Consider the following 25,042-nt stretch of genomic DNA (forward strand, 5'->3'; position numbering starts at 1 on the left):
TTATGACACAAGCCCCCCTTTCGCATTTGCAAAAAAAAGGTTATGAGCGCGCCAAACTAAATTGGCGTTTCTCATCATTGTAGCGCCCAACCTCAGAGATTTTGAACAATGGCACTTCGCAACATCGCGATCATCGCGCACGTTGACCATGGAAAAACGACGCTCGTGGACGAGCTTCTGAAGCAGTCCGGCTCGTTCCGCGACAACCAGCGCGTCGCCGAGCGTGTGATGGATAGCAACGACCTCGAAAAGGAACGTGGCATCACCATTCTCGCCAAGGCGACCTCGGTGGAGTGGAAGGGTGTTCGCATCAACATCGTCGACACCCCCGGCCACGCCGACTTCGGCGGTGAAGTCGAGCGTATCCTGTCGATGGTGGATGGCGCGATCGTTCTGGTCGATAGTTCCGAAGGCCCGATGCCGCAGACGAAGTTCGTGGTCTCCAAGGCGCTGAAGGTTGGTCTTCGCCCGATCGTCGCGATCAACAAGATCGACCGTCCGGATGGCCGTCATGAAGAAGTCATCAACGAAGTCTTCGACCTCTTCGCGAACCTCGACGCCACCGACGAGCAGCTTGATTTCCCGATCCTTTACGGTTCCGGTCGTGACGGCTGGATGAACGTCAATCCGGAAGGCCCGAAGGATCAGGGTCTTGCGCCGTTGCTTGATCTGGTTCTCGAACATGTTCCGGAGCCCAAGGTTGAAGAAGGTCCGTTCCGTCTGATCGGTACGATCCTCGAAGCCAACCCCTTCCTCGGCCGCATCATCACCGGCCGTATCGCTTCCGGTTCCATCAAGCCGAACCAAGCTGTGAAGGTTCTGGGTCAGGATGGCAAGCTGATCGAAACTGGCCGTATTTCCAAGATCCTCGCATTCCGCGGTATCGAGCGCACTGCAATCGAAGAAGCCCATGCGGGCGACATCGTTGCCATCGCCGGCCTTTCCAAGGGCACCGTCGCCGACACGTTCTGCGATCCGTCCGTGACCGAAGCGATGACCGCGCAGCCGATCGATCCGCCGACCGTTACCATGTCCTTCATCGTCAACGACAGCCCGCTTGCCGGCACCGAAGGCGACAAGGTGACGAGCCGCGTTATCCGCGACCGTCTGTTCAAGGAAGCCGAAGGCAACGTCGCTCTGAAGATCGAAGAAGCCGAAGGCAAGGATTCGTTCTTCGTTTCCGGCCGTGGCGAATTGCAGCTGGCGGTTCTGATTGAAACCATGCGCCGCGAAGGCTTCGAGCTTGCCGTGTCGCGTCCGCGCGTTGTGATGCACAAGGATGAGAACGGCACCCTGCTGGAGCCGATTGAAGAAGTCGTGATCGACGTTGATGAAGAGCATTCCGGCGTCGTCGTTCAGAAGATGTCTGAGCGCAAGGCTGAAATGGCCGAGCTTCGTCCCTCCGGCGGCAATCGCGTTCGCCTGAAGTTCTACGCACCGACCCGTGGTCTGATCGGTTACCAGTCTGAACTCTTGACCGACACGCGCGGTACGGCGATCATGAACCGTCTGTTCCATGACTATCAGCCATTCAAGGGCCAGATTGCCGGTCGTATCAACGGCGTTCTGCTGTCGAATGGTTCGGGCGAAGCCGTCGCTTACGCCATGTTCAACCTGGAAGATCGCGGCCCGATGATCATCGAGCCGGGTGAAAAGGTTTATGCAGGCATGATCATCGGCATTCACACGCGCGATAACGATCTCGAAGTGAACGTGCTGAAGGGCAAGCAGCTGACCAACATCCGCGCCGCCGGTAAGGATGAAGCCGTGAAGCTGACACCGCCGATCCGCATGACGCTTGATCGTGCTCTTTCCTGGATTCAGGAAGATGAGCTGATGGAAGTGACGCCGAAGTCCATCCGCCTGCGCAAGATGTTCCTCGACGCCAACGACCGCAAGCGTTTCGAAAAGGCCAAGCTTGCCGTCTGATTGCGGCTTGTCGTGACGAATTTGAAAAAACCCGGCTTCGAGCCGGGTTTTTTTATGCATTCGTTTTTATGTGTGCATGAGTCGAAAGGTGCTTGTGTGAAAGGTTAAGGATGCGTTAATTTTTCTTGGTCGTCCACATGAATAGGCTGTGGGTAAGCTTGCCGGCGTTAACCTTTATGACTGGTAAGTTTCCGTGGCCGGGGCCAGAATCGCGTTATGAAAACGTTATCCATCGATGTTCGCCGTGCCGAGCCGCATGATGCGCGCGCCATATCCGAAGCGCACCGTCTGTCGTGGAACCAAGCCTATGCCGGGCTTATCCCGCACCGGCCGTTGACGCAGATGCTGGAGCGCCGTGGCGAAATCTGGTGGAAGAAGGCGACCCGTGGGTCTGCCACCATGCTGGTGGTGGAGGTGGCCGGTGTGGTTGCAGGATATGCGACGCTGGGCCTCAGTCGCGCACGCGGTTTGCCACATGACGGCGAGATCTACGAACTTTATCTGCGCCCGGAATATCAGGGCATCGGGCTCGGTTCGTTGCTGTTCACGGAAGCGCGCAGACTACTGACGTCACTTGGCTGCAATGGCATCGTTGTCTGGTGCCTTGAAGACAGCGATGTGGCCAATCGGTTTTTCCGCTCGCATGGCGGACGGGATATTGCCGAGGGCATGGAAGATTTTGGCGGCAAGTCACTGCGCAAGGTTGGTTTCGTCTGGAACTGATAAAAATTGCGGGTGGATTTTATGACCGTTTGCGCCCCGCATGCCCAATTGCGATACCCTCAAATCTTGCATTCTGCCTTATCCGCCCAAAGCCATGTTGCATTGCGGCGACTTTCCCAGTATCGAAAACCAAATCCAACCCGATGAATTGAGGGAAGCGAATGCGTATCGATGCAATTTCCATAGGCAAGAACCCGCCGGATGACGTGAATGTTATCGTTGAGGTGCCGGTCGGTGGCCATCCGATCAAGTACGAGATGGACAAGGACGCCGGTGCGCTGATCGTCGATCGCTTCCTCTACACGCCGATGACCTATCCGGGTAACTATGGCTTCGTGCCGCACACGCTGTCCGATGATGGCGACCCGATCGATGTTCTCATCTGCAACACCCGTCCGCTGGTTCCCGGCTGCGTAATCAATGTTCGCCCCATCGGCGTCATGATCATGGAAGATGACGGCGGCAAGGACGAAAAGATCCTCGCTGTGCCGGCTCCGAAGCTGACGCAACGTTACGACAAGGTTCACAACTACACCGACCTGCCGGAAATCACGCTGAAGCAGATCGAGCACTTCTTCGAGCATTACAAGGATCTGGAGCCCGGCAAGTGGGTGAAGATGGGCGGCTGGCAGGATGTCGACGTCGCCAAGAAGCTGATCGTCGAAGCCATCGAGCGCTACAAGGCGCAGGGCTGACAGGTCTAACCCGTAAGCTTATTAAAACGCTCTTCGAAATCCTCCGGGTCGGTGTCGATCCGGAGGATTTTTTTACGCGCTGTTTCGCCTGAAATGAAGGTGATGGAAGATTTGGGCAGCCTGAGTTTTTTCGCCAGCAAAACAATCAGGGCCTTGTTCGCCTTGCCGTCTTCCGGCACGGCGCTGACGCGGGCTTTCAGATAAGCGCGTCCGTCCGCATCCTGCTCCACGCCGTCAATCGCATCCCGCCCGCCGCTCGGCGTCAGGCGAACGGACAGGCGGACATGATCATCGTGTTTCTGCCAGAAGCCGCTCAAACGGTCATCGGATAAAGCGTGTTCCACATGAAGGAGCGGATGAAGAAGATGATCAGCAACAGGATGATCGGCGAAATGTCGATGCCGCCGAGATTGGGCAGAATGCGGCGGATGGGGCGCAGGGCCGGTTCCGTGACATTGACCAGGAAGCTGCCGATGGCATTCACGAACTGGTTGCGGGAATTGATGACGTTGAAGGCGTAAAGCCAGGAAAAAATGGCGCTGGCGATCAGCACCCACGTATAGAGGTTCAAAGCCAGATCGATGGTCTGAAACAGGGCAAGCATCAATATCTCCGTATCTTGGTTGCAAGACATTTAGACATTCGCTGGTGAACCGGCAAGTGTTGCGCCAATAGGGCTGGCGATTCTTGTGATATCGCTCTATTGCAAACGTCTCATATTCTCTCGAGAGCACCCAGCCGATGTCCCTGCCTTCTGCCGAAAACCGTTTCGGTGCATTCCGGCATAGTTCCTATCGTCGCTTCTTCAGCGCCCGGTTTTTTTCAGCCTTCGCCATTCAGATCGTTAGCGTCTCAGTCGGCTGGCAGATGTATGAGGTGACCGGCAACGCCTTTTATCTCGGTCTGATCGGGCTTTTTCAGTTTCTGCCATCGCTGCTTCTGATCCTCGTGACCGGAACGGTCGCCGATAGACACAATCGCCGGCGCATCATGGCCATTTGCCTGGTGATCGCGGCTGGCTGCGCCGCCGCCCTGCTTGGCTTGACGCTGACGCACAGCTTTTCTCCCTGGCCGGTCTTCGCCATTCTCGTGGTGTTTGGCATAGAGCGGGCATTCATGGGGCCGGCGGTTCAATCACTGGCGCCCAATCTTGTGCCTGTCGAGGATTTGCCGAACGCTATCGCGTGGAATTCTTCTTCCTGGCAAATGGCATCCATTCTCGGTCCGGTTGCCGGCGGTCTGCTTTATGGCCTCGGCGCTTCCGTCGCCTATATCGTGGCGTTCGTGCTCTTCATCGTGTCCGCAACGCTGGCGGTGACGATCCACAAGCCGGAACAGCGCGGCCCGGCGAAAGCCATCAGCCTCGAAACGATGCTGGCCGGGTTCAAATTCATCTCGCAGGAAAAAATCGTCCTTGGGGCCATTTCGCTCGACCTCTTCGCGGTCCTGCTGGGCGGCGCCGTCGCCCTGATGCCGATTTTCGCCAAGGAAGTTCTGACGCTCGGGCCATGGGGTCTCGGTCTGCTGCGCGCCGCCCCAGGCATCGGCGCAATAACCGTTGCAGTCATTCTGGCCTTCAGGCCCATTCGCCACCGTGCCGGCCTGTTGATGTTTATCGGTGTCGGCCTCTTCGGCGTTTCCACTGTCGTGTTCGGCCTTTCCGAAACCGCGTGGGTGTCGATTGCCGCACTGGTGGTCATGGGCGCATCGGACATGGTGTCGGTTTATGTGCGGGAAACCCTGATCGCGCTCTGGACGCCGGATGAAGTGCGCGGGCGTGTGAATGCGGTGAACATGGTGTTTGTCGGTGCTTCGAACGAGCTGGGCGAATTCCGCGCCGGCACCATGGCGCATGTCGTGGGAGCGGTGCCTGCCGTCGTCATTGGCGGAGCAGGCACGCTTGCTGTCGCGGTTATCTGGGCGCTCGGTTTTTCGAAACTGCGCAAGATCGACAATCTCGACGCACCGCACTGATGGCGATGGGTTTCAGCGCTGCGCCTTGCCTTCAAAAACCAGATCGAGGAAATTGCTGAGCCACGAGCGGAGCGGCGTGTCGAACAACATGCGGCCCTCAAGGTGCTGGCTGCCGACCTGCGCATTCGGCATGCCGAAACGCTGTGCGCCGCGCACCACCCAGCTGTGCATCATGGCGCGGGTGAGTTCGGCGTGAAACTGTAGGCCCCAAGCATTTTTTCCATACCGATAAGCCTGATTGGGATAGGTTTCGCCCGATGCCAGAAGCTCGGCTCCGCGCGGCAGCTCAAACCCTTCCTTGTGGAAATGATAAACCATCTTCGGCCAATGCGGCATCAAAAGCCGTCCATGTTCGGTAGCGTGAAGCGGATACCAGCCGATTTCCACCTTGCCTTCTCTATCGGCCTCAACCTTGCCGCCCAGATGTTTGGACAACATCTGCGCACCAAGACAGATGCCGAGAAACGGCTTGTTTTCCTTCAGCGGCACTTTCAGCCAGTCAATTTCGGCTTTGACATAGTCATGCGGATCGTTGGCGCTCATCGGGCCGCCGAAAATGATGGCGCCGGCATGTTTTTCCAGCGTTTGCGGCAGGTTGTCGCCAAGCGCAGGCCGCCTTATATCCAGCCGATAGCCTTTTTCCACCAGCATCTGGCCAACGCGGCCGGGCGTGGAGCGCTCCTGATGCAGAACGACTAGCAGGGAAGGTTGTTTGCTCTGTTGCCTGGAGGGGTCAAACAGCATCGTCTTGGTTTTCGCTTTCTTCAGCCGGCCCGGACCGCGTGGCGGCCTGCTGACGTTGCAGAACCCTGTCGCGAACGGAAACGCCGAGCAGATCGGCGACTCGCCAGATCACATGGTCTTCCATTTCGCTTCGTTCGCCGTCAGCGTAAACAATATCCCATAATATTCCAATAAGCTCCACGCGCTGATCTTCATCGAGATGGCGGCGGATATCGGTGGTGAAGCGGTAATAATCGACGGCTTCCTTGCCGGCCTCCTGACCGGCGGCGAGAAGAGCATCGAGTTTACGGGCATCTAGATGGTAATAATCCTGCAGGATTCCACGCAGGCGGTCACGCTCGCTTTTCGAGACGGTGCCATCCGCTTCCATCACCTGAAAACAGAGGGCGGCGACTGCCACCCTCAAATCATCAGGGCTGAAATCATCCGCATGCGGACCGACGAGGTTTTGAATAAACGACTGAATCCGGTTGAGCATCGATATCCTGTTCGTCAGAAGAGTTTGAGCCGGGTCTTGGGTTCGGCTTCCGCGCCGGGTTTCTTGACGCCGGGGTCATCCGGCGCGCCGCCGAAGAAGGGCACGGCTTCCACCTTTTCATCTGCTGCTTTGGTCTCAACCGGCGCTTCGATTATGACGGGCTTTTTCTCCTTCGGAACCGATACGGTCGGCGTGACCTCGATCGGTGCGGCGGGAACGGGTTTCGGCTCGGCACGAGGCTCGGGAGCAGCTTCGACAACGATTGTTTTAGCAACCGGCTCCGTCCTTGCGGGCGCTGCGGCAATCGCATTTTCGATTGTCAGGTCTTCGACGGGGCCTTCGAGCTGGCCAAATGGTGCTTTCCATTCGAAGGCATCGAGACGGCCCGTGACTGGCGAGACCGGCAGCCATTTTTCCGAAACGACGCCATCCGCCACCCAGGCAGGGTCACGTGGTGCGCGCAGGGCCTGCGACATCCAGTAGCGCACCCGGCCCTGATCGCCGGTTTCGGCCTCTTCGATATCGGCCATCAGCAGGAAGATGCTTTCGCGCGGCTCGATGCGGGCTGCGGCTTCGGCCTTGGCCCGCGCCTTGGCGAATTCCTTGGCGTCAAGCGCTGCCTGCGCCACGGCAAACAGGGATTCGATATTGTTTGGCTTCAGGCTCTCAAGCCGCTCGGCCCGTTTCAGCCGGTCGATGGCGGTATCGCCGCTGCGGGCGCGGACATAAAGTTCGGCGATCTGCGGATGCGGATCAGTTTTCCAGACCGGCTCCAGAACCGTGGCGGCCTTGCGCAGATTGTCTTCGCGCAGATAGGATTTTGCTGCGATCAGCGCTGCCGGAACGAGGCTCTTTGCGAGCTTGAGGGCGTGTTTGGCGTCCTCGCGGGCACCTATCGGATCGCTTTCCAGCTTTTCGCCGGCTTTGGCGGTGAGAAGCACGGCTTTCAGTCGCTCCGCCTCGCCGCGTTCGATGACGCTGGCCGCCTTTTGCTGGTCGAGCAGGCGGATCGCGTCATCCCATTGTCCATTACGACAACGGTTTTCCAGCGTTGCCTGCGCGGCCCAGGGTAGGTAAGGGGCTTTTTCCGCTGCGTCCTCGGCATATTGCTGGGCTGCTTCGTAAGCGCCTTGCCGGCGGGCCTCGATATAAAGACCGCGAAGGCCGAGTTCGCGGGTTTCGGGATCGCGGGCCATCGCCTCGAACTTGCGGCGCGCCTCGTCATATTTGCCTTCGATGAGGTCGGCCTGAGCATCCAGCAGATGGATCAGCGGCTCCTGATCGGCGCTGAGCAGCCCTTGCGTGCGGGCCGTCATCTTGCGGGCGAGAATGGCGTTGCCGGCGCCGGCGGCGATGAGGCCGGTGGAGAGCGCCTGATAACCGCGGTCACGCTTGCGGGCGCGGAAATACCGCCGGGCGGCATTGGGCGAGGTCCACACGGCGTTAATGATCCACCAGACCAGCATGACCGCAGCAACCAGCGCCGCGATGATGGAGGCGGCGACCATCAAGCTCATTTCGTACAGCTGGCCCTGCCAGACGATGGAAAGCACACCCGGCCTGTCGGCCAGCCAGGAGAAACCAAAACCGAGCGCCAGAACGATGAGGGCGAAAGTCAAAATTCTGGTCATGCCCTTACCCCTGCCTGCCAGTGCTGGTGATGGCGCGGTTCAACGTGCCGCCCACCAGATTTTCGACCTCGATGCGCGCATCCAGAGATTTTTTATAATCGGCGGATGCCGTCCTGGCCGCCTCGGGAAGCCCGTTCCATTCCAGCGCCGCCCCTTGCAGATCGCCATTGCGCAGCTTGTTTTCCATGCGCGCGATCATGGCTTCGGGTGTCTCACCCTCGATATTTCCGACGGGACGCACCTTCACCAACGAAAAGGCGCTTTCGGTCAGGCGTTGCACAATACCCTGATTGGGGTCGGGCTGATTGATGGCCGACAGCATCGCATTGGCGACATCAGGGAATTTCTGCATCAGCTCCGAACGCGACGGCACGCCGGTTGCGGCAAAGGATTGCAGTGATGCAATGGCCGGATCGTCAGGCGTGACCTTGGAGAGCGTGTCGAGTTCCGTCAGGAATGGCCCACCACGATCAATCGCGGCTTTCAGCGCGGCCGAGGCGATGGCGCGGGCGACTTCGATATCGTCGCGCGGTTCGTTGATCTTGGTTTCCGCGTCAGCAAGGCGGCGTGTCAGTTCCGCCGTTGCCGAGGCCTGTGCGGATCGTTCCGACTGCAGGGCGGCTTCCAGTGCGGTGATTTTCTCCAAAAGCCCATCCACCTGCGGGTCCTCTCCCTTTGCACCTTCGAGGGCTGCGATGCGCTGTTCCAGCGCCGAGGTATCTGCCGCCGGTGCATTGGCGAGTTGCTGCCGCAGGCCGGTGATATCGGTTTTCAGTACAGCGATCTCATCGCTTCCGGCTCTTCCGGAATTGGAGGAGGGCAGGATACCGGCATATTGCATGCTGCCGGCGGCGGCGAGGGCGATAAGGCCGCCGACGATACCGGCTGCGATCAGGCCGGAGGTTGCCGCCTGTTTGCGCTCCGCCTGCTGTGGGGTGGACGGCTTGGCCGGTCCTGAAGGCGAGGTTGTGGTCGAGGATTTGGCAGCAGAGGCATTGCCGGATGTGCTGGCGGAGGCTGTGGAGCCAAAGGCCGGTTTCGAAGCCGCAGCAGCAGTTGCGGCGGCGCTCGTCCCGGCCGTATCCGTCATCGGTTTTGCATCGACTTTGGGCGGAACAGGAGCCGGTGAGCCGGGCTCTTTCTGCTTGTCCCCGGGGCTTTCAGCCTTCGGTCCGGCGGCTGCGGAGTCCGCTTTGCCGACATTGGGTTCGGGCTCAATAGAGGTTTTCTTCGGTTGGTCCCAGACGGGGGTGGGATTGCCGGTTGCTGCTGCTGCTTCAGGCTTCGTTTCCGGGAGGCTGGGTTCTATCGTCGCAGCCGGCGTTTTGTCACCGGGCTCTTCGTCCGTCCTGGCAGCGTCCCCATCGGCGGAAATTGCTTTCACGTCTTTTGCGTCCAGGTCGATTGTGACCGGTTCGGCTTTGGACTTGGAGTGGCGTGGCGGCTTTCCCGATACCATGACAACCTCATTTTCTGCCTGCAGTATTCTAAACCTAGTCAGTGACGGCGGCAAAGGAAAGAGGCGAACGCCAATTAGGTTCCAGAGTCCCGGCGCAGAAGTTCGAACATCGCCGCCTCGCTCGGCTCTTCGGCGGCGATGGCCTTTAAGCGGAAAATTTCCGGAACCAGAGAAAGCACATTGCGGCTGATGCAGATGAATTGGACCGCTGCCAGAGCCGCCACATATTTTTCCGCCGACGCATGGCTAAAAAACGCCCGTGCCGCTTCGGATGAATAGAGCAGGACTACATCGGCAGCGGTGTCGAGAAGGGCCGTTTCGAGCGTGTTTTCGGCGATGTCCGAGGGCAGCATCTCGTAACAGTCGACCGTTGTGAAGGGAATGCCCGCTGCGGCAAGGCCTTCCTCGAAGACGGAGCCACGTGGCCTGCCGGCGAGATAGAGCAGGGGTTGCCTTTCGGAAAGAAGAGCGCGGTGCTCCGTCACCAGCGCGGTCAGACCCAGGGCATCACCGGAGGCGGTGAATATCTGTTTGAAGCCAGTATTTTCCGCCGCTTGCGCTGTTGCTCCGCCGACGGCAAAAAGCGGTTTCGACAGATACGGGGCCAGTCGCTCTCCGAAGGTGTCCAGTGCCCGCACGGCTTCCGCGCTGGTTACCGCGATGGCAGCCAGTGGGGTGGACAGCGCCGAGATGGCGCGTTCGCCGTGATGGACGGGATGAAACAGCGGAAGAAGCACCGGTTCGTGGCCGAGCGCCTTAAGCTTTGCGGCCGTCCTTTCGCCCGAACGCTGCGGCCGGGTGACGACGATCCGCATCGGCTCAGCTCCAGCCTTCGAAGAAGGCGCTGCCCGCCTTTGCACGCACCTCTTCGCCGGCCCGTCGGCCGAGCTTTGCCGCATCCATCCGGTTGCCCGAGATTTCGATGCCGTGGCTCGTCTGGCCATCGGGGGTGAGGATCAGGCCGGAAAAATGCAGCTCCTCGCCGTCGCAGGTGGCATAGCCGGCAATCGGCGTGCGACAGGAGCCGTCAAGTGCGGCCAGAAAGGCGCGCTCACAGGTCACGGCGTCAAAAGTCGGCCTGTCATTTATGGGGGCAAGCAGCTCGTCCATGCGCGTATCGCCGATGCGGCTTTCCACACAGATCGCGCCTTGCGCCGGAGCAGGGGGGAATTCCTTTGGGTCGAGAATTTCCGTCGGGACATTCTCCTTGCCGAGCCGCTTCAGGCCGGCAAAGGCAAGAAGCGTGGCATCCGCCTGGCCTTCTTCGAGCTTGCGCAGGCGGGTATCGACCAAACCGCGAAAAACGATGACGCTCAGATCCGGCCGCAGGCGGCGGATCAGTGCCTGACGGCGCAGAGAGGCGGAGCCGACGACGGCACCCTGCGGCAGTTCCAGAAGCTTCGGCGCGGTGCGGCCGATGAAGGCGTCACGCATGTCTTCACGCGGCAGGAAGGCGGAGAGATGCAGGCCCTCGGGCAAAATAGTCGGCATGTCCTTGGAGGAATGCACGGCAATATCGAGTTCGCCGGACAGAAGCTGGTTTTCCAGTTCCTCCGTGAACAGGCCCTTGCCACCGATCTCCGACAAGGCGCGGTCGGTTATCCGATCACCCTTGGTGGATAGCACGACGATTTCGAACATGTCTTCCTGCAGGCCATGCGCCGACATCAGCCGGTTGCGGGTCTCATAAGCCTGTGCGAGCGCCAGAGGGCTGCCGCGCGTGCCGATTCGGAAAGGTTTTGTTTGCATCCGCGTCTATCCATTGTTACCGGAGTTGTCTTAGACCAACTCAGCGCATGATCGCAATGAACGAACAGATTTGATGGCCCCCTTTCTTCGTATCCTCGGCATAGAGACAAGCTGTGACGAAACCGCTGCATCCATTGTGGTTCGGCATGCGGACGGTCGTGGCGAGATCGTCTCCGACGTCGTTTTGTCGCAGCTGGAGGAACACAGCGCCTATGGCGGCGTGGTGCCGGAAATTGCCGCGCGCGCCCATGTCGAGGCGCTGGATACGCTGGTGGAAGAAGCGCTGGAGCAGGCGGGCGTCACCCTTGCCGATGTCGATGCCATTGCCGCCACATCCGGCCCCGGGCTCATCGGCGGCCTGCTGGTGGGGCTGATGACTGGCAAGGCGATTGCCATGGCTGCGGATAAGCCGCTCTACGCCATCAACCATCTGGAAGGTCATGCGCTGACGGCGCGGCTGACCGATGGTCTGTCTTTCCCCTATCTGATGCTGCTGGTCTCCGGCGGCCATACCCAGTTGGTGCTGGTGCGTGGCGTTGGCGATTATGAGCGCTGGGGCACCACCATCGATGACGCGCTTGGTGAAGCTTTCGACAAGACCGCGAAACTTTTAGGCCTCCCCTATCCCGGCGGGCCTGCCGTGGAAAAGGCGGCTGCGAAGGGTGACCCGGACCGTTTTCCGCTACCGCGCCCAATGGTTGGCGAGGTCAGGCTCGATTTTTCCTTCTCCGGCCTGAAGACAGCGGTGCGGCAGGCCGCAACTGCCATTGCGCCGCTGTCAGAGCAGGATATTGCCGATATCTGCGCCTCCTTCCAGAAGGCGGTGTCACGTACTCTGAAAGACCGCATTGGCCGTGGCCTTGCCCGCTTCAAGCAACAATTTCCACATATTGATGGAGAATCGGCCCTTGTGGTGGCCGGCGGCGTCGCCGCCAATCAGGAAATCCGTCAGACCCTGCAGACACTTTGCGATACCAACGGCTTCCGCTTCGTCGCGCCACCGCATCGGCTTTGCACCGATAATGCTGCAATGATCGCCTGGGCGGGGCTGGAGCGCATGGCGGAAGGCAAGGAGCCCGATCCGCTGGAGATACCGCCGCGCTCGCGCTGGCCGCTTGATGGCAGTGCGGAAACATTGATCGGTTTCGGTAAAAGGGGAGCCAAGGCCTGATGCAGCGGGAGAAAATCGTCGTCATCGGCGCTGGCGCCTTCGGAACCGCGCTTGCGGTCGTCATCGCGCTGGAAAACCGGCACGACGTCACTCTGCTTGGCCGTGATGCATCCCTGATGGCCGATCTCAGGAGCGACCGTGTGCATGAAGCGACCCTGCCGGGCGTTGAACTGCCGGATGCGCTTGAATTTTCGGTCGAGCCGGATGTGCTGGCCGGTGCTAGTATCGTGTTGTTCGCCATGCCCTCGCAGGCTCATGCGGATGCGGCCCGTCAGTATGGTCCTTATCTGGCTAATGACTCTATTATCGTCACCTGCGCCAAGGGTATCGACCGCAACTCCGGTCGCCTGCTCACGGAGCTTCTGGAGGCGGAACTGCCGCATCATCCGATTGCGGTCCTTTCCGGTCCGGGATTTGCGGCGGATATTGCGCGCGGCCTGCCCACCGCCATGGCGATTGCGGCGGAAGACGCAGCGGTTGCCGAACGGCTGGCGACCACGATTTCCGGCAGGACCTTCCGGCTTTATGCCTCCACCGACCGTATTGGCGTGCAGCTTGGCGGGGCGCTGAAGAATGTTCTCGCCATTGCCGCGGGCATCGTCGAAGGCGCGGGTCTTGGCGATTCCGCCCGGGCGGCGTTGATTTCGCGCGGCCTTGCCGAGATGTCGCGTCTCATCGTCGCCATGGGGGGCAAGGCCGATACGGTACGCGGTCTTTCCGGTCTTGGTGATCTGGTGCTGACCGCCACCAGCCACCAGTCGCGCAACCTGCGTTTCGGCATCGCGCTTGGCCGGGGTGAAGGCAAGGACATGTCCGGCGGGTTGGTGGAGGGTGCTTTTGCGGCTGCCGTCGCGGCCCGGCTCGGAGAAAGTCACGCCGTCGACATGCCGGTTACCGAAGCGGTGGCTGCCATCATCGACGGCAATCTGGATGTGGCAAGCGCCATGCAACAATTGATGACGCGGCCGATCACCACCGAATGAGGGTGGGCCTTTGAATAGTTTTTACGCATGTCCTGGTCCCGAAACCGCTTACCCTTTTGGGAGACATGCTCTAGCGAGGAGACGAAAATGCTGTTTGCGTTTATCTGCAAGGACAAGCCCGGCCACCTGAACGTGCGCATGGAAACACGCCCGGCCCATCTGGAACATCTTAACAAGCTAAATGCCGAGGGCACGCTGAAGATCGCCGGCCCGTTTCTGGATGCCGAAGGCAAGCCGAATGGCAGCCTCGTTATTGTGGAAGCAGCCGATATCGATGCAGCCAAGGCGCTCGCCGATGCCGATCCCTATGCCAAGGCCGGCCTGTTCGAAAGCGTCGATGTGAAGCCCTATAACTGGGTCTTCAACAATCCGGGAGCTTAAGCGGGCATGGCGAATTACTGGCTTTATAAGTCCGAGCCGTTCAAATGGTCCTGGGAGATGCAGAAGGCCAAGGGCGAGGCGGGCGAAGAGTGGACCGGCGTGCGCAATTATCAGGCGCGCAACAACATGCGCGCCATGAAAATCGGCGACAAGGGTTTCTTCTATCACTCGAATGAAGGGCTGGATGTCGTCGGCATCGTTGAAGTCTGCGCGCTGTCGCATCCGGACTCGACTGCCGAAGGCGATCTGAAGTGGGACTGCGTTGATATCCGCGCTGTCTGCGATATGCCGCAGCCGGTTTCGCTAAAGGATGTGAAAGCCAACCCCAAGCTGGAGAAGATGTCGCTCGTCACCTCCATGCGGCTTTCCGTGCAGCCGGTGACGGAAGAGGAATATTTGGAGGTCTGCCGCATGGGTAACCTCGCCAATCCGCCGAAATCACCGGACTGAGCCTTCGGTGAAGACCGATCCCGAACGCTTCATTCTCGACAATGCTGCCATCATGCATCCGCCGCATGTGCCGGAATTGCGTCTGCATCTCGCCACCGAAGCCCATGAGCTGTGGTTGAAGACGGAGGAGGAGCTGGAAGAGATCGGCCTGCCGCCGCCTTTTTGGGCCTTCGCTTGGGCGGGTGGGCAGGGGCTTGCCCGTTATGTGCTGGATCACCCTGACAGCGTGTGCGGCAAGCGTGTGCTGGATTTCGCCAGCGGCTCCGGACTGGTCGCCATCGCCGCCGCAAAGTCGGGCGCGACCAGCGTTCTGGCTGCCGATATCGATCCGTGGACGGAGACGGCCATTCGGCTGAATGCGGCGCTTAATGGCGTGGCTGTCGATTTTACCGGGATCAACTTGGTGGGCAAGCCGGTTGAGGCGGATGTTCTGCTGGCGGGCGACGTGTTTTACGACCGCGCCTTTGCCAAACTTCTCGTTCCATGGTTTCTGGAACTGACTGAGAAGGGCGTGAGCGTCCTTGTGGGCGATCCGGGGCGTGCCTACCTGCCCAGACAGCGTCTTCGTGCCGAGGCGACCTATGAGGTGCCGGTGACACGGGCGCTGGAAGACAGCGAAGTGAAAAAGACTACCGTCTGGCGTTTCGTCTGATTAAGGCCGGATGATGCAGACGCCGTGCTCATAAGCACAGGCGTGGCCGGCGGTTTCGGCACGGACATTGATGATTTTAGCTTTCGGTGCAAGCCGGGCACCGATTGTTGCGTTTGCGCCGTTTCGCGCAAGCCGACCGTCTACCGCGAAATAATTGCCGTTGCCGCGAACGCGCAGCGCCGATATCGCGCCGACATAGGTGCCGCCGGAGAGGGTGGAGGGCAGCCCATCGGTGGAGAAACTGACCTGTGATTGACGGTGCTGATAATGATGGCGGCCCTGAAAATCCTCTGCCATTACAGGAGGCATCACGGCGAAAACGACGCCCGTGACGACCATGGCGAAAGCGGCGATTCGACGCTGTAACATGAGCCTCATTCTCCGGATTTTTTTGGTTAATCAAAGGTAAATTACACGATTCCTGAATTACGTAAAGGTAAATATTTTGAGGGTGTAAATCTTGGAAACACTCGATTTTTTATTTTCAGGCAAAAAAATCCCAAAAAAATTCGTGAACCAATCGATTAAATTCGAATCGGTCATGAAATATGCTTGTCGTGACGCCCCCATGTGATTAAACGTCGCGGTTGGTGCAATGCACATTCTTTCGTCATGTGCAGTTGCTTGGGGGCGTCCTGTCTGATGGGCGCACGGGAAAACGCCGCGAGGTTCTGATGGCGAATTTGACAAATAACCGGCCTTTGTCGCCGCATCTTCAAATTTACAAGCCGATTCCGACGATGGTCGCGTCCATCGTGCACCGCATCACGGGTTCCGCCCTTTATTTCGGAACGCTGCTGGTCGCCTGGTGGCTTATCGCGCTTGCTTCCGGCCCGGCCTATTACGACTGGGTCAGCTGGGCGATGGGTACGATCATCGGCAAGATTGTTCTGATCGGCTATACTTGGGCTCTCGTTCACCACATGCTGGGCGGCCTTCGCCATTTCATGTGGGATCTCGGGCACGGCTTTGAGAAGAACTTCAACACGAAACTCGCCAAGGCGACCTTTGCCGCGTCGATCTGTCTGACCGCGCTCATCTGGGTCATCGCCCTGATCGTGCGCTAAGGAGAAGCCTGTCATGGATATGCGTACACCTCTCGGAAAGGTTCGCGGCCTCGGCTCCGCCAAGGAAGGCACCGACCATTTCTGGCGTCAGCGCCTGACGGCGGTCGCCAACGTTCCCCTGCTGATCTTCTTCGTGGTCTTCCTCATCAAATATGCCGGCGCGCCCTATCCGGAAGTTGCAGCCGCGCTGTCCAACCCGCTCGTCGCGGTCATCATGGCTCTGGTGCTGGTTTCCGGCCTCGTCCACATGAAGCTCGGCATGCAGGTCATCATCGAAGACTACATTCACGCCGAGGTTTTGAAGCTCGTTCTTCTGATGCTCAACACGTTTTTCGCGATTCTGATTGGCGGTCTTTGCATCTTCGCCATTCTGAAAATCGCATTCGCAGGATAAGTCCGCCATGGCATCGATCAGTTCACCTTCCCAGAATGGCAAGGCCTACACCTATGTCGATCACTCCTATGACGTGATCGTGGTGGGCGCCGGCGGCGCGGGTCTTCGCGCCACGCTCGGCATGGCCGAACAGGGTTTCAAGACCGCCTGCATCACCAAGGTTTTCCCGACGCGCTCGCACACGGTGGCGGCGCAGGGCGGTATCGCCGCTTCGCTCACCAACATGACGCCTGACTGTTGGCAGTGGCACCTTTACGACACTGTAAAGGGTTCCGACTGGCTCGGCGACGTCGACGCGATGCAATATCTCGCCATGGAAGCGCCAAAGGCGGTCTATGAGCTGGAGCATTACGGCGTGCCCTTCTCGCGCAATGCCGAGGGCAAGATCTACCAGCGCCCGTTTGGCGGCCATATGCAGAATTACGGTGAAGGCCCGCCGGTGCAGCGCACCTGCGCCGCTGCCGACCGTACCGGCCACGCCATCCTGCACACGCTTTATGGCCAGTCGCTGCGCCACAACGCTGAATTCTTCATCGAATATTTCGCGCTCGACCTGATCATGGCACCGGATGGCCGTTGCACCGGCGTCGTGGCGTGGAACCTCGATGACGGTACGATCCATCGCTTCTCCGCCAAGATGGTGGTGCTGGCGACCGGCGGTTACGGCCGCGCCTATTTCTCCGCAACCTCGGCCCACACCTGCACCGGCGACGGCGGCGGCATGATTGCCCGAGCCGGCCTGCCGCTTCAGGACATGGAATTCGTACAGTTCCACCCGACCGGCATTTATGGCGCAGGCTGTCTGATTACTGAAGGTGCGCGCGGCGAAGGCGGTTATCTCGTCAACTCCGAAGGCGAGCGCTTCATGGAGCGTTATGCGCCTTCGGCAAAAGATCTCGCCTCGCGTGACGTGGTGTCGCGCTGCATGACGATGGAAATCCGTGAAGGCCGCGGCGTCGGCAAGAACAAGGACCACATCTTCCTGCATCTCGATCACCTCGATCCGGCGATCCTGCATGAGCGTCTTCCGGGCATTTCCGAAAGCGCCAAGATTTTCGCCGGCGTCGACGTGACGCGCGAGCCGATCCCGGTCCTGCCGACGGTTCACTACAATATGGGCGGCATTCCGACCAATTATTGGGGTGAAGTGCTGAACGCCGATGCCGAAAACCCGGAACGCGTCGCGCCCGGCCTGATGGCCGTTGGCGAAGCCGGTTGCGCCTCGGTTCACGGTGCTAACCGTCTCGGCTCGAACTCGCTGATCGACCTCGTGGTCTTCGGTCGTGCTGCGGCCATCCGGGCCGCACAGGTCATCGATCGCGACTCGGCTGTTCCCGCTTTGGATATCGCGGCCTGCGACCGGATCATGGAGCGCTTCGACAGCCTGCGTTTTGCCAATGGCTCGACGCCGACGGCGGTGCTGCGCGACAAGATGCAGCGCGCCATGCAGGACGATGCGGCCGTGTTCCGCACGCAGGAATCGCTGGAAAGCGGTTGCCAGCGCCTGTCCGCCATCTGGAAGGAACTGCCTGATATCAAGGTCACCGACCGTTCGATGGTCTGGAACTCCGATCTGGTCGAAACGCTTGAGCTGCACAATCTGATGGCCAATGCGATTACCACGGTCTATGGCGCGGAAGCGCGCAAGGAAAGCCGTGGTTCGCACGCCCGCGAGGATTTCGTCGATGGCCCGTTCGCCGGTCGAGACGACGTGAACTGGCGCAAGCACACGCTTGCCTGGCTCAGCCCCGAAGGCGACGTCAAGCTCGACTACCGCCCGGTTCACACCGACCTGATTGCCGACGGCATCGATCCCAAAAAGATCGAGCCGAAGGCGCGCGTCTACTGATTTGAGGAACTGGATATGGTTGAACTCGCTCTCCCCAAGAATTCCCAGATCAGCGAAGGCAAGGTCTGGCCGAAGCCGGATGGTGCCAAGAATGTGCGCGAATACCGGATTTATCGCTGGAACCCGGATGACGGCCAGAACCCGCACATCGACACCTATTATATCGATGTCGATGATTGCGGGCCGATGGTTCTCGATGCGCTTCTCTACATCAAGAACAATATCGATCCGACACTGACGTTGCGCCGCTCCTGCCGCGAAGGCATTTGCGGCTCCTGCGCCATGAACATCGACGGCACCAATACTCTTGCCTGCACCAAGGGCATGGAAGAGATCAAGGGTACGGTAAAGGTCTATCCGCTGCCGCACATGCCGGTCGTGAAGGATCTCGTTCCTGACCTGTCGAACTTCTACGCCCAGCACCGCTCCATCGAGCCATGGCTGAAGACGGTTTCGCCGGCGCCGGCCAAGGAATGGAAGCAGAGCCATGAAGACCGGCTGAAGCTGGATGGTCTTTATGAGTGCATTCTGTGCGCCTGCTGCTCCACCTCCTGTCCCAGCTACTGGTGGAATGGCGACCGTTACCTTGGTCCCGCTGTTCTGCTGCAGGCCTATCGCTGGCTGATCGACAGCCGCGATGAGGCGACGGGCGAGCGTCTCGACGATCTCGAAGATCCGTTCCGTCTTTATCGCTGCCACACCATCATGAACTGCGCACAGGCTTGCCCGAAGGGTCTGAACCCGGCCAAGGCGATCGCGGAAATCAAGAAGATGATGGTCGAGCGCCGCGTCTAAGGGCGATTCGCTGGTGACGGCAATTTATCCGGGCCGCGGTCTTCACCGCGGCTCTTTTTACAACCGGGTCTGGGAAATTTCGGTAAAAATTGACCGAAATGGTAATTATCCCGGCCATCGCTTGTGCAAGGTAAGGCTTTAGTAATAATTCAGCCTTCTTGTTCGATCATGGTCTTTCCGGAAGCGAGAGAATCGGGAGCTTGATATGCAATTCAGATATGTGGTGACGGGCCTTGCGGTTGTGATGAGCCTTGCCGGTTGCCAACGTACCTCCTACGATTACAACAACAACGGCAGCAATAACCCCGGTTATACGCCGCCGTTGCAGGCACAGCCGGTCCCCTCCGTTCAGTCCGGTGCCCTGCCGCCACCCGGCGGCGCTTCCGGCAGTCAGTTCCCGTCCGCTCCCGCTTCGGCGGCACCGGGTGGCGTGAATGTCGCTTCTGCCGCCCCGCCGGCGACGGCGCTCGACGTCACCAAGGAATCCATGGTCGGCAACTGGCGCATCTCCAATGGCGGCGCAAATTGCGACATGTTCCTGACGCTCACCAATCTCGGCAGCGGCTCGCGTGGCGGCACCCGTGGCTGCTCCGGCGAGCTGACGGCGATGGGTTCCTGGGAAGTGTCCGGCAAGATGGTTCTCTTCAAGAACCGTTCTGGTGACACGATCGGCCGCGTTTACAAGAGCGCCGATGCGCGCTTTGACGGCACGACCAATAGCGGCCAGCCGCTCAGCCTCAGCCGATGAGCATTTCCGGTGCATCCGGATTGCTTTCCTCGTTCTGAGCCATTCCATTCGTCGCGGGTGCTTTGCTGCGTCCGCGACAGGGGCGCTTTTTCATGAAGCCATTGCCTGATTACAATCATAGTGTCGTTGAACAGCTCAACGCATTGACGGCAGCTGGCACTTTGCAGGCCGATGCCGCTCAGCTTGGTGTGGCGACGCATCTCGATCGTATTCTCGCTGATCTGAAGGCGCGCAAGCCCGCCAGGAAAAAAAGCGCGCTCGGCTGGATGTTCGCGCGCAAGGCGGGACCAGCCACTTTCGTCAAGGGATTGTATGTCCATGGCAGCGTCGGCCGCGGCAAGACGATGCTGATGGACATGTTCTACGAGATGGCCCCCGTTTCTTCTAAACGGCGTTGCCATTTTCACGAATTCATGGCGGACGTGCATAATCGCGTGCACGCACATCGGCAGAAGCTGAAGAATGGTGAAACCAAGCAAGCCGATCCCATACCGCCCGTCGCGGCCCAGCTTCTGGCGGAAGCGGAGCTGTTATGCTTCGATGAGTTTACCGTCACGGATATCGCCGATGCGATGATCCTCGCCCGGCTGTTCAGCGAGCTGTTTGCCAATGGCTGCACCTTGGTGACAACCTCCAACGTCGTGCCCGATAATCTCTATAAGGACGGCCTTAATCGCGGTCTGTTCCTGCCCTTCGTCGATTTGCTTAAAAAGTATGTGGATGTGGTGACGCTGGACAGCCCGACTGATTACCGGATGGAAAAGCTGGAAAGCCTGCCGGTCTATGTCACGCCGCTTGATGGTACGGCGGATCAGGCAATGGATATGGCCTGGCGGCACATGACTGCCGGTCATCTTGTTGCGCCAACGGAAATACCAATGAAGGGCCGCTCCATTCTGGTGCCGCGTGCCAGCGGTCGGGTCGCCCGTTTCTCGTTTTCCGACCTTTGCGAAAAGCCGCTCGGGGCTTCCGACTTCCTCGCCATCGCCAATCGGTTCGATACGGTCTTCATCGATCATATCCCGTTCCTCAATGCGGACAAGCGGAACGAGACCAAACGTTTCATCATCCTCATCGATGCGCTTTACGACCACAGCGTCAGGCTTTTCGCCTCCGCCGCGGCTATGCCGGAGGATTTGCTCGGCAAGCGCGAGGGCACCGAAGGTTTTGAGTTCGATCGCACGGCCTCGCGGCTGTTTGAGATGCGCAGCGCTGATTATCTCGTGCTTCACCATGAAAAGCGGCAGAAAGTTTGACACTTTCGTGACGCATTTTCTTACGTTTACGTAAGAAAATAATGATCTAAACGATTGAAAATATTCATCACAAAAGAATCTGTTGCCAATTTTGGCCAATGGGGCTAATCGAAGTGCGACAATTTGGCTGCCGGTTTGGCGCGGTGAAATTGAATTGAAGCTCAAGAGGAAGCATTCGATGGCTCGCAAAAAAATTGCACTTATTGGTTCTGGCATGATCGGCGGCACGCTGGCACACCTCGCCAGCCTGAAGGAACTGGGCGATATCGTCCTCTTCGACATCGCCGACGGCATTCCGCAGGGCAAGGGTCTGGATATTGCCCAGTCCGGCCCGGTTGAAGGTTTCAATGCGAAGCTTACCGGCGCTTCCGATTATGCCGCCATCGAAGGCGCAGACGTCTGCATCGTCACCGCTGGCGTTGCCCGCAAGCCCGGCATGAGCCGCGACGATCTTCTCGGCATCAACCTCAAGGTCATGGAACAGGTCGGCGCCGGCATCAAGAAATATGCCCCGAACGCTTTCGTCATCTGCATCACCAACCCGCTCGACGCCATGGTCTGGGCGCTGCAGAAGTTCTCCGGCCTGCCGAAGAACAAGGTCGTTGGCATGGCCGGCGTTCTCGACAGCGCGCGTTTCCGCCTGTTCCTAGCTGAAGAATTCAACGTTTCGGTTCAGGACGTCACGGCTTTCGTTCTTGGCGGCCACGGCGATACGATGGTGCCGCTCGCCCGTTACTCCACCGTTGGCGGCGTTCCGCTGACCGATCTCGTCAAGATGGGCTGGCTGACCGCCGAGCGCCTTGAGCAGATCATTCAGCGCACCCGCGACGGCGGTGCGGAAATCGTCGGCCTGCTGAAGACCGGCTCGGCCTATTATGCACCGGCTGCTTCGGCAATCGAAATGGCTGAATCCTACCTCAAGGACAAGAAGCGCGTTCTGCCAGCCGCTGCCCACCTCTCGGGCCAGTATGGCGTTGACGATATGTATGTCGGCGTGCCCACCATCATCGGTGCCGGCGGTATCGAGCGCATCATCGAGATCGAACTGAACAAGGAAGAAGAAGCCGCCTTCCAGAAATCCGTCGGCGCTGTCGCTGGTCTTTGCGAAGCCTGCATCAACATCGCTCCGTCGCTGAAGTAAGGGCTGGAAGGGGTGAAGAGTAAGCTTCAGATCGCTACCGTTTTTGTTTGTGCACTTGCGCTGTTCGGTTTGGCGATTTGGATGCTTGTAACATTTCGAAATGCTTTTATCGCGGCAGACAAATCGGTTCAGGCTGCGATAATTGCCGGTTCGGTTGGTCTTTTTTCTGTAGCGCTGACTTTCTGGAAAGAACGCAGCCGTTCTATTAAAGAGGCTCATCGAGACAAGAAAATAGAAGTGTATTCAAAATTCTACGATCTGATGTTCGGGCTTTTGAAACATCAAAGTTCCGGCGAGGAAATTGATCCGTTGGGCTCTGGGTTCCAAGAACAGTGGTTCGAAGTAAGTCGTGGAGTTCTGTTTTATGGGTCGCCAGCGGTCGTTAAGGCTTTTTCTGAGTTTAAAGCTGATCCACCTGATGGCGCTTCTGCGGATCCCCGATCCATCTTTAGACGGATAGGGAAGATTTTGCTTGCGATGAGAGATGATATTGGCTTGAGCAACTTTGGGTTGGATGAGCTCAATATCCACCAGATCTACGTCAGAGATGACATAAACAAAATAGGGCAGGTTCAATGAACATTCATGAATACCAAGCCAAAGCTCTTCTTAAGGGCTACGGTGCGCCGGTGGCGGAAGGCGTCGCCATCCTCAAGGTTGAAGAAGCCGAAGCTGCTGCAAAGCAGCTTCCCGGCCCGCTCTACGTCGTCAAGAGCCAGATCCATGCTGGCGGCCGCGGCAAGGGCAAGTTTAGGGAACTCGGCCCCGACGCCAAGGGCGGCGTTCGTCTGGCAAAGTCGATTGAGGAAGTCGTCTCCCATTCCAAGGACATGCTCGGCAACACGCTGGTAACGGCCCAGACGGGCGATGCCGGCAAGCAGGTTAACCGCCTCTACATCGAAGATGGCGCTGACATTGCCCGCGAACTCTATTGCTCGCTTTTGGTCGACCGTTCCGTCGGCCAGGTTGCCTTCGTGGTTTCCACCGAAGGCGGCATGGATATCGAAGCTGTCGCCCACGACACGCCCGAAAAGATCCACACCATTGCCATCAACCCGGAAAAGGGTGTGAGCGATGCCGACATTGCTGCGATCTCCAAGGCTCTCGAGCTTGACGGTGCCGCTGCGGAAGACGCCAAGGCGCTGTTCCCGATCCTCTACAAGGCCTTCAACGAGAAGGACATGGCCCTCCTTGAGATCAACCCGCTGATCGTCATGGAAAATGGCCATCTGCGCGTTCTCGACGCCAAGATGTCCTTCGACGGCAATGCGCTGTTCCGCCATGACGACATCAAGGCGCTGCGCGACGAAACCGAAGAAGACGCCAAGGAAATCGAAGCTTCCAAGTGGGACCTCGCTTACGTGGCGCTCGACGGCAACATCGGCTGCATGGTCAATGGTGCTGGTCTTGCCATGGCGACGATGGACATCATCAAGCTGTACGGCAAAGAGCCGGCTAACTTCTGCGACGTCGGCGGTGGCGCCGGCAAGGAGAAGGTTGCGGCAGCTTTCAAGATCATCACGGCTGATCCGAAGGTCGAGGGCATCCTCGTCAACATCTTCGGCGGCATCATGAAGTGCGACGTCATCGCCGAAGGCGTGATTGCCGCGGTGAAGGAAGTCGGTCTGCAGGTTCCGCTCGTTGTTCGCCTCGAAGGCACCAACGTCGAACTTGGCAAGAAGCTTCTGAACGAATCGGGCCTTGCGATTACGGCTGCTGACGACCTGGACGACGCAGCCAAGAAGATCGTCGCGGCGATCAACGGCTAATTGAGGGACCGGAAATAATGTCTATTCTCGTTAATAAAGACACGAAGATCCTCGTTCAGGGTCTGACCGGCAAGACCGGCACCTTCCACACCGAACAGGCGCTTGCTTATTACGGCACGCAGATGGTCGGCGGTATTCACCCCAAGAAGGGTGGCGAAACCTGGACCGGTTCCAAGGGCGAAAGCCTGCCGATCTTCGCAACGGTTGCCGAAGCCAAGGAAAAGACCGGTGCAGACGCATCCGTGATCTACGTTCCGCCGGCAGGTGCCGCTGACGCCATCATCGAAGCCATCGAAGCGGAAATCCCCTTCATCACCTGCATCACCGAAGGTATTCCGGTCATGGACATGGTGCGCGTCAAGGCCCGCCTCGACCGTTCGAAGTCGCGCCTGCTCGGCCCGAACTGCCCCGGCATCATGACGCCGGAAGAATGCAAGATCGGCATCATGCCGGGCTCCATCTTCCGCAAGGGTTCCGTCGGTATCGTTTCCCGTTCGGGCACGCTCACCTATGAAGCAGTGTTCCAGACATCCAACGAAGGCCTCGGCCAGACGACGGCTGTCGGCATCGGCGGCGACCCGGTCAAGGGCACCGAGTTCATCGACATCCTGGAAATGTTCCTCGCTGACGACGCCACGCAGTCGATCATCATGATCGGCGAAATCGGCGGTTCGGCTGAAGAAGATGCGGCGCAGTTCCTGATCGACGAAGCCAAGAAGGGCCGCAAGAAGCCGATGGCTGGCTTCATCGCGGGCCGTACGGCTCCGAAGGGCCGCACCATGGGCCACGCCGGCGCTGTCGTTTCCGGCGGCAAGGGCGATGCAGAGTCCAAGATCGCTGCCATGGAAGCAGCCGGCATCAAGGTATCGCCTTCCCCGGCGCGCCTCGGCAAGACTCTGGTTGAAGTCCTCAAGGGCTGAGACCACATGAGACCGGTAACGGGCGGCGCGGCTTCAACGCTGCGCTGCCCGATGCCGCAAAGACGATAGACAGAACGGCATACC

At 59.0% G+C, this 25,042-nt stretch carries 28 protein-coding genes; 19 read left to right on the forward strand and 9 right to left on the reverse strand.

The annotated features are described in order from the left end of the window. Nucleotides 1-108 precede the first annotated feature (108 nt). The 3 genes from typA to ppa all read left to right on the forward strand — a co-directional run bounded on the left by typA (nt 109) and on the right by ppa (nt 3,347). Nucleotides 109-1,929, forward strand: a complete 1,821-nt coding sequence (typA, locus tag DXT96_RS16115; protein WP_149900501.1) for a translational GTPase TypA — start codon at nt 109-111, stop codon at nt 1,927-1,929. Nucleotides 1,930-2,145: 216 nt separating this feature from the next. After that, nucleotides 2,146-2,652 carry a GNAT family N-acetyltransferase gene (locus tag DXT96_RS16120; protein ID WP_149900502.1) on the forward strand — a complete coding sequence of 169 codons (507 nt, stop codon included), beginning with the start codon at nt 2,146-2,148 and terminating at the stop codon, nt 2,650-2,652. A 161-nt stretch (nt 2,653-2,813) separates the two neighbouring features. Further along, on the forward strand, nt 2,814-3,347 hold the full coding sequence (gene ppa / locus DXT96_RS16125) for an inorganic diphosphatase (RefSeq protein ID WP_149900503.1): 534 nt from the start codon (nt 2,814-2,816) through the stop codon (nt 3,345-3,347). Between the two features lie 5 nt (nt 3,348-3,352). On the opposite strand, the gene DXT96_RS26960 is transcribed toward ppa, so the two are convergent. Together DXT96_RS26960 and DXT96_RS26965 are read right to left on the reverse strand one after the other, a co-directional pair. Continuing rightward, nucleotides 3,353-3,664 carry a DUF167 domain-containing protein gene (locus DXT96_RS26960; RefSeq protein ID WP_188356093.1) on the reverse strand — a complete coding sequence of 104 codons (312 nt, stop codon included), beginning with the start codon at nt 3,662-3,664 and terminating at the stop codon, nt 3,353-3,355. Then, nucleotides 3,661-3,951 carry a YggT family protein gene (locus DXT96_RS26965; protein ID WP_003492418.1) on the reverse strand — a complete coding sequence of 97 codons (291 nt, stop codon included), beginning with the start codon at nt 3,949-3,951 and terminating at the stop codon, nt 3,661-3,663. The genes DXT96_RS26960 and DXT96_RS26965 overlap by 4 nt, the downstream gene beginning before the upstream one ends. 137 nt (nt 3,952-4,088) lie before the next feature. Here DXT96_RS26965 and DXT96_RS16135 point away from each other — a divergent pair, with 137 nt between their 5' ends. Continuing rightward, nucleotides 4,089-5,321 (forward strand): MFS transporter, encoded by a 1,233-nt coding sequence (locus DXT96_RS16135; protein ID WP_153515516.1) that lies wholly within the window; start codon nt 4,089-4,091, stop codon nt 5,319-5,321. A 12-nt stretch (nt 5,322-5,333) separates the two neighbouring features. On the opposite strand, the gene DXT96_RS16140 is transcribed toward DXT96_RS16135, so the two are convergent. The 6 genes from DXT96_RS16140 to hemC all read right to left on the reverse strand — a co-directional run bounded on the left by DXT96_RS16140 (nt 5,334) and on the right by hemC (nt 11,382). Beyond that, the gene (locus tag DXT96_RS16140; RefSeq protein ID WP_149900506.1) at nt 5,334-6,065 is read right to left on the reverse strand and encodes a glutamine amidotransferase; all 732 of its coding nucleotides are present in this window, start codon (nt 6,063-6,065) and stop codon (nt 5,334-5,336) included. Further along, entirely contained in the window at nt 6,055-6,543 is a 489-nt protein-coding gene (locus tag DXT96_RS16145) for a TerB family tellurite resistance protein (protein ID WP_153515517.1), read from the reverse strand. The genes DXT96_RS16140 and DXT96_RS16145 overlap by 11 nt, the downstream gene beginning before the upstream one ends. 14 nt (nt 6,544-6,557) lie before the next feature. Continuing rightward, nucleotides 6,558-8,174: a heme biosynthesis protein HemY gene (locus tag DXT96_RS16150; protein WP_153515518.1), complete on the reverse strand. Its 1,617-nt coding sequence runs from the start codon at nt 8,172-8,174 to the stop codon at nt 6,558-6,560. Nucleotides 8,175-8,178: 4 nt separating this feature from the next. Then, nucleotides 8,179-9,633, reverse strand: coding sequence for a COG4223 family protein (locus DXT96_RS16155; RefSeq protein ID WP_153515519.1), 1,455 nt, complete (start codon nt 9,631-9,633; stop codon nt 8,179-8,181). A 74-nt stretch (nt 9,634-9,707) separates the two neighbouring features. Continuing rightward, complete coding sequence (locus DXT96_RS16160) at nt 9,708-10,448, reverse strand: uroporphyrinogen-III synthase (RefSeq protein ID WP_153515520.1); 741 nt, start codon at nt 10,446-10,448, stop codon at nt 9,708-9,710. 4 nt (nt 10,449-10,452) lie between these two features. After that, nucleotides 10,453-11,382 (reverse strand): hydroxymethylbilane synthase, encoded by a 930-nt coding sequence (gene hemC, locus DXT96_RS16165; protein WP_153515521.1) that lies wholly within the window; start codon nt 11,380-11,382, stop codon nt 10,453-10,455. A 73-nt stretch (nt 11,383-11,455) separates the two neighbouring features. Between hemC and tsaD the strand changes: the two genes are divergently transcribed. From tsaD to DXT96_RS16190, 5 genes are all read left to right on the forward strand, one after another. Beyond that, nucleotides 11,456-12,553, forward strand: a complete 1,098-nt coding sequence (gene tsaD / locus DXT96_RS16170) for a tRNA (adenosine(37)-N6)-threonylcarbamoyltransferase complex transferase subunit TsaD (protein WP_153515522.1) — start codon at nt 11,456-11,458, stop codon at nt 12,551-12,553. Further along, nucleotides 12,553-13,536 carry an NAD(P)H-dependent glycerol-3-phosphate dehydrogenase gene (locus DXT96_RS16175; protein WP_153515523.1) on the forward strand — a complete coding sequence of 328 codons (984 nt, stop codon included), beginning with the start codon at nt 12,553-12,555 and terminating at the stop codon, nt 13,534-13,536. The genes tsaD and DXT96_RS16175 overlap by 1 nt, the downstream gene beginning before the upstream one ends. Before the next feature lie 87 nt (nt 13,537-13,623). After that, on the forward strand, nt 13,624-13,917 hold the full coding sequence (locus DXT96_RS16180) for a YciI-like protein (protein ID WP_052818748.1): 294 nt from the start codon (nt 13,624-13,626) through the stop codon (nt 13,915-13,917). 6 nt (nt 13,918-13,923) lie between these two features. Then, nucleotides 13,924-14,367, forward strand: coding sequence for an EVE domain-containing protein (locus tag DXT96_RS16185; protein WP_003504993.1), 444 nt, complete (start codon nt 13,924-13,926; stop codon nt 14,365-14,367). 7 nt (nt 14,368-14,374) lie between these two features. Beyond that, nucleotides 14,375-15,019, forward strand: coding sequence for a methyltransferase (locus DXT96_RS16190; RefSeq protein ID WP_371418891.1), 645 nt, complete (start codon nt 14,375-14,377; stop codon nt 15,017-15,019). Here the strand turns inward: DXT96_RS16190 and DXT96_RS16195 are convergent, their stop codons facing one another. Then, a complete protein-coding gene (locus tag DXT96_RS16195; protein ID WP_153515524.1) occupies nt 15,020-15,388 on the reverse strand; it encodes a hypothetical protein in 369 nt (122 codons plus the stop codon). Nucleotides 15,389-15,693: 305 nt separating this feature from the next. Between DXT96_RS16195 and sdhC the strand changes: the two genes are divergently transcribed. The 10 genes from sdhC (at nt 15,694) to sucD (ending at nt 24,958) form a co-directional block, all read left to right on the forward strand. Next, the gene (gene sdhC / locus DXT96_RS16200; protein WP_153515525.1) at nt 15,694-16,086 is read left to right on the forward strand and encodes a succinate dehydrogenase, cytochrome b556 subunit; all 393 of its coding nucleotides are present in this window, start codon (nt 15,694-15,696) and stop codon (nt 16,084-16,086) included. A 13-nt stretch (nt 16,087-16,099) separates the two neighbouring features. Continuing rightward, complete coding sequence (sdhD, locus tag DXT96_RS16205; RefSeq protein WP_149900519.1) at nt 16,100-16,480, forward strand: succinate dehydrogenase, hydrophobic membrane anchor protein; 381 nt, start codon at nt 16,100-16,102, stop codon at nt 16,478-16,480. Nucleotides 16,481-16,487: 7 nt separating this feature from the next. After that, nucleotides 16,488-18,329, forward strand: a complete 1,842-nt coding sequence (gene sdhA / locus DXT96_RS16210; RefSeq protein WP_153515526.1) for a succinate dehydrogenase flavoprotein subunit — start codon at nt 16,488-16,490, stop codon at nt 18,327-18,329. A 15-nt stretch (nt 18,330-18,344) separates the two neighbouring features. Continuing rightward, nucleotides 18,345-19,124 carry a succinate dehydrogenase iron-sulfur subunit gene (locus DXT96_RS16215; RefSeq protein WP_153515527.1) on the forward strand — a complete coding sequence of 260 codons (780 nt, stop codon included), beginning with the start codon at nt 18,345-18,347 and terminating at the stop codon, nt 19,122-19,124. A gap of 205 nt (nt 19,125-19,329) precedes the next feature. After that, nucleotides 19,330-19,872, forward strand: coding sequence for a protease inhibitor Inh/omp19 family protein (locus DXT96_RS16220; protein WP_149900522.1), 543 nt, complete (start codon nt 19,330-19,332; stop codon nt 19,870-19,872). A 92-nt stretch (nt 19,873-19,964) separates the two neighbouring features. Continuing rightward, nucleotides 19,965-21,128 carry a cell division protein ZapE gene (gene zapE / locus DXT96_RS16225; RefSeq protein WP_153515528.1) on the forward strand — a complete coding sequence of 388 codons (1,164 nt, stop codon included), beginning with the start codon at nt 19,965-19,967 and terminating at the stop codon, nt 21,126-21,128. Between the two features lie 178 nt (nt 21,129-21,306). Beyond that, a complete protein-coding gene (mdh, locus tag DXT96_RS16230) occupies nt 21,307-22,269 on the forward strand; it encodes a malate dehydrogenase (protein WP_153515529.1) in 963 nt (320 codons plus the stop codon). 12 nt (nt 22,270-22,281) lie between these two features. Beyond that, nucleotides 22,282-22,848, forward strand: a complete 567-nt coding sequence (locus tag DXT96_RS16235; protein ID WP_153515530.1) for a hypothetical protein — start codon at nt 22,282-22,284, stop codon at nt 22,846-22,848. Beyond that, nucleotides 22,845-24,038 (forward strand): ADP-forming succinate--CoA ligase subunit beta, encoded by a 1,194-nt coding sequence (sucC, locus tag DXT96_RS16240; RefSeq protein ID WP_153515531.1) that lies wholly within the window; start codon nt 22,845-22,847, stop codon nt 24,036-24,038. Before DXT96_RS16235 ends, sucC begins: the two co-directional genes overlap by 4 nt. Before the next feature lie 17 nt (nt 24,039-24,055). Continuing rightward, a complete protein-coding gene (gene sucD, locus DXT96_RS16245; protein ID WP_006310787.1) occupies nt 24,056-24,958 on the forward strand; it encodes a succinate--CoA ligase subunit alpha in 903 nt (300 codons plus the stop codon). Nucleotides 24,959-25,042 lie beyond the last annotated feature (84 nt).

This window comes from Agrobacterium sp. ICMP 6402 (assembly GCF_009498615.1).
Classification (GTDB): domain Bacteria; phylum Pseudomonadota; class Alphaproteobacteria; order Rhizobiales; family Rhizobiaceae; genus Agrobacterium; species Agrobacterium burrii.

Bases quoted from the DNA above. Each gene is read 5' to 3' on its own strand.
- typA (WP_149900501.1), top strand. From the start codon at position 109: ATGGCACTTCGCAACATCGCGATCATCGCGCACGTTGACCATGGAAAA.
- DXT96_RS16120 (WP_149900502.1), top strand. From the start codon at position 2,146: ATGAAAACGTTATCCATCGATGTTCGCCGTGCCGAGCCGCATGATGCG.
- ppa (WP_149900503.1), top strand. From the start codon at position 2,814: ATGCGTATCGATGCAATTTCCATAGGCAAGAACCCGCCGGATGACGTG.
- DXT96_RS26965 (WP_003492418.1), bottom strand. From the start codon at position 3,951: ATGCTTGCCCTGTTTCAGACCATCGATCTGGCTTTGAACCTCTATACG.
- DXT96_RS16135 (WP_153515516.1), top strand. From the start codon at position 4,089: ATGTCCCTGCCTTCTGCCGAAAACCGTTTCGGTGCATTCCGGCATAGT.
- DXT96_RS16140 (WP_149900506.1), bottom strand. From the start codon at position 6,065: ATGCTGTTTGACCCCTCCAGGCAACAGAGCAAACAACCTTCCCTGCTA.
- DXT96_RS16145 (WP_153515517.1), bottom strand. From the start codon at position 6,543: ATGCTCAACCGGATTCAGTCGTTTATTCAAAACCTCGTCGGTCCGCAT.
- DXT96_RS16150 (WP_153515518.1), bottom strand. From the start codon at position 8,174: ATGACCAGAATTTTGACTTTCGCCCTCATCGTTCTGGCGCTCGGTTTT.
- DXT96_RS16155 (WP_153515519.1), bottom strand. From the start codon at position 9,633: ATGGTATCGGGAAAGCCGCCACGCCACTCCAAGTCCAAAGCCGAACCG.
- DXT96_RS16160 (WP_153515520.1), bottom strand. From the start codon at position 10,448: ATGCGGATCGTCGTCACCCGGCCGCAGCGTTCGGGCGAAAGGACGGCC.
- hemC (WP_153515521.1), bottom strand. From the start codon at position 11,382: ATGCAAACAAAACCTTTCCGAATCGGCACGCGCGGCAGCCCTCTGGCG.
- tsaD (WP_153515522.1), top strand. From the start codon at position 11,456: ATGGCCCCCTTTCTTCGTATCCTCGGCATAGAGACAAGCTGTGACGAA.
- DXT96_RS16175 (WP_153515523.1), top strand. From the start codon at position 12,553: ATGCAGCGGGAGAAAATCGTCGTCATCGGCGCTGGCGCCTTCGGAACC.
- DXT96_RS16180 (WP_052818748.1), top strand. From the start codon at position 13,624: ATGCTGTTTGCGTTTATCTGCAAGGACAAGCCCGGCCACCTGAACGTG.
- DXT96_RS16185 (WP_003504993.1), top strand. From the start codon at position 13,924: ATGGCGAATTACTGGCTTTATAAGTCCGAGCCGTTCAAATGGTCCTGG.
- DXT96_RS16195 (WP_153515524.1), bottom strand. From the start codon at position 15,388: ATGTTACAGCGTCGAATCGCCGCTTTCGCCATGGTCGTCACGGGCGTC.
- sdhC (WP_153515525.1), top strand. From the start codon at position 15,694: ATGGCGAATTTGACAAATAACCGGCCTTTGTCGCCGCATCTTCAAATT.
- sdhD (WP_149900519.1), top strand. From the start codon at position 16,100: ATGGATATGCGTACACCTCTCGGAAAGGTTCGCGGCCTCGGCTCCGCC.
- sdhA (WP_153515526.1), top strand. From the start codon at position 16,488: ATGGCATCGATCAGTTCACCTTCCCAGAATGGCAAGGCCTACACCTAT.
- DXT96_RS16215 (WP_153515527.1), top strand. From the start codon at position 18,345: ATGGTTGAACTCGCTCTCCCCAAGAATTCCCAGATCAGCGAAGGCAAG.
- DXT96_RS16220 (WP_149900522.1), top strand. From the start codon at position 19,330: ATGCAATTCAGATATGTGGTGACGGGCCTTGCGGTTGTGATGAGCCTT.
- zapE (WP_153515528.1), top strand. From the start codon at position 19,965: ATGAAGCCATTGCCTGATTACAATCATAGTGTCGTTGAACAGCTCAAC.
- mdh (WP_153515529.1), top strand. From the start codon at position 21,307: ATGGCTCGCAAAAAAATTGCACTTATTGGTTCTGGCATGATCGGCGGC.
- sucC (WP_153515531.1), top strand. From the start codon at position 22,845: ATGAACATTCATGAATACCAAGCCAAAGCTCTTCTTAAGGGCTACGGT.
- sucD (WP_006310787.1), top strand. From the start codon at position 24,056: ATGTCTATTCTCGTTAATAAAGACACGAAGATCCTCGTTCAGGGTCTG.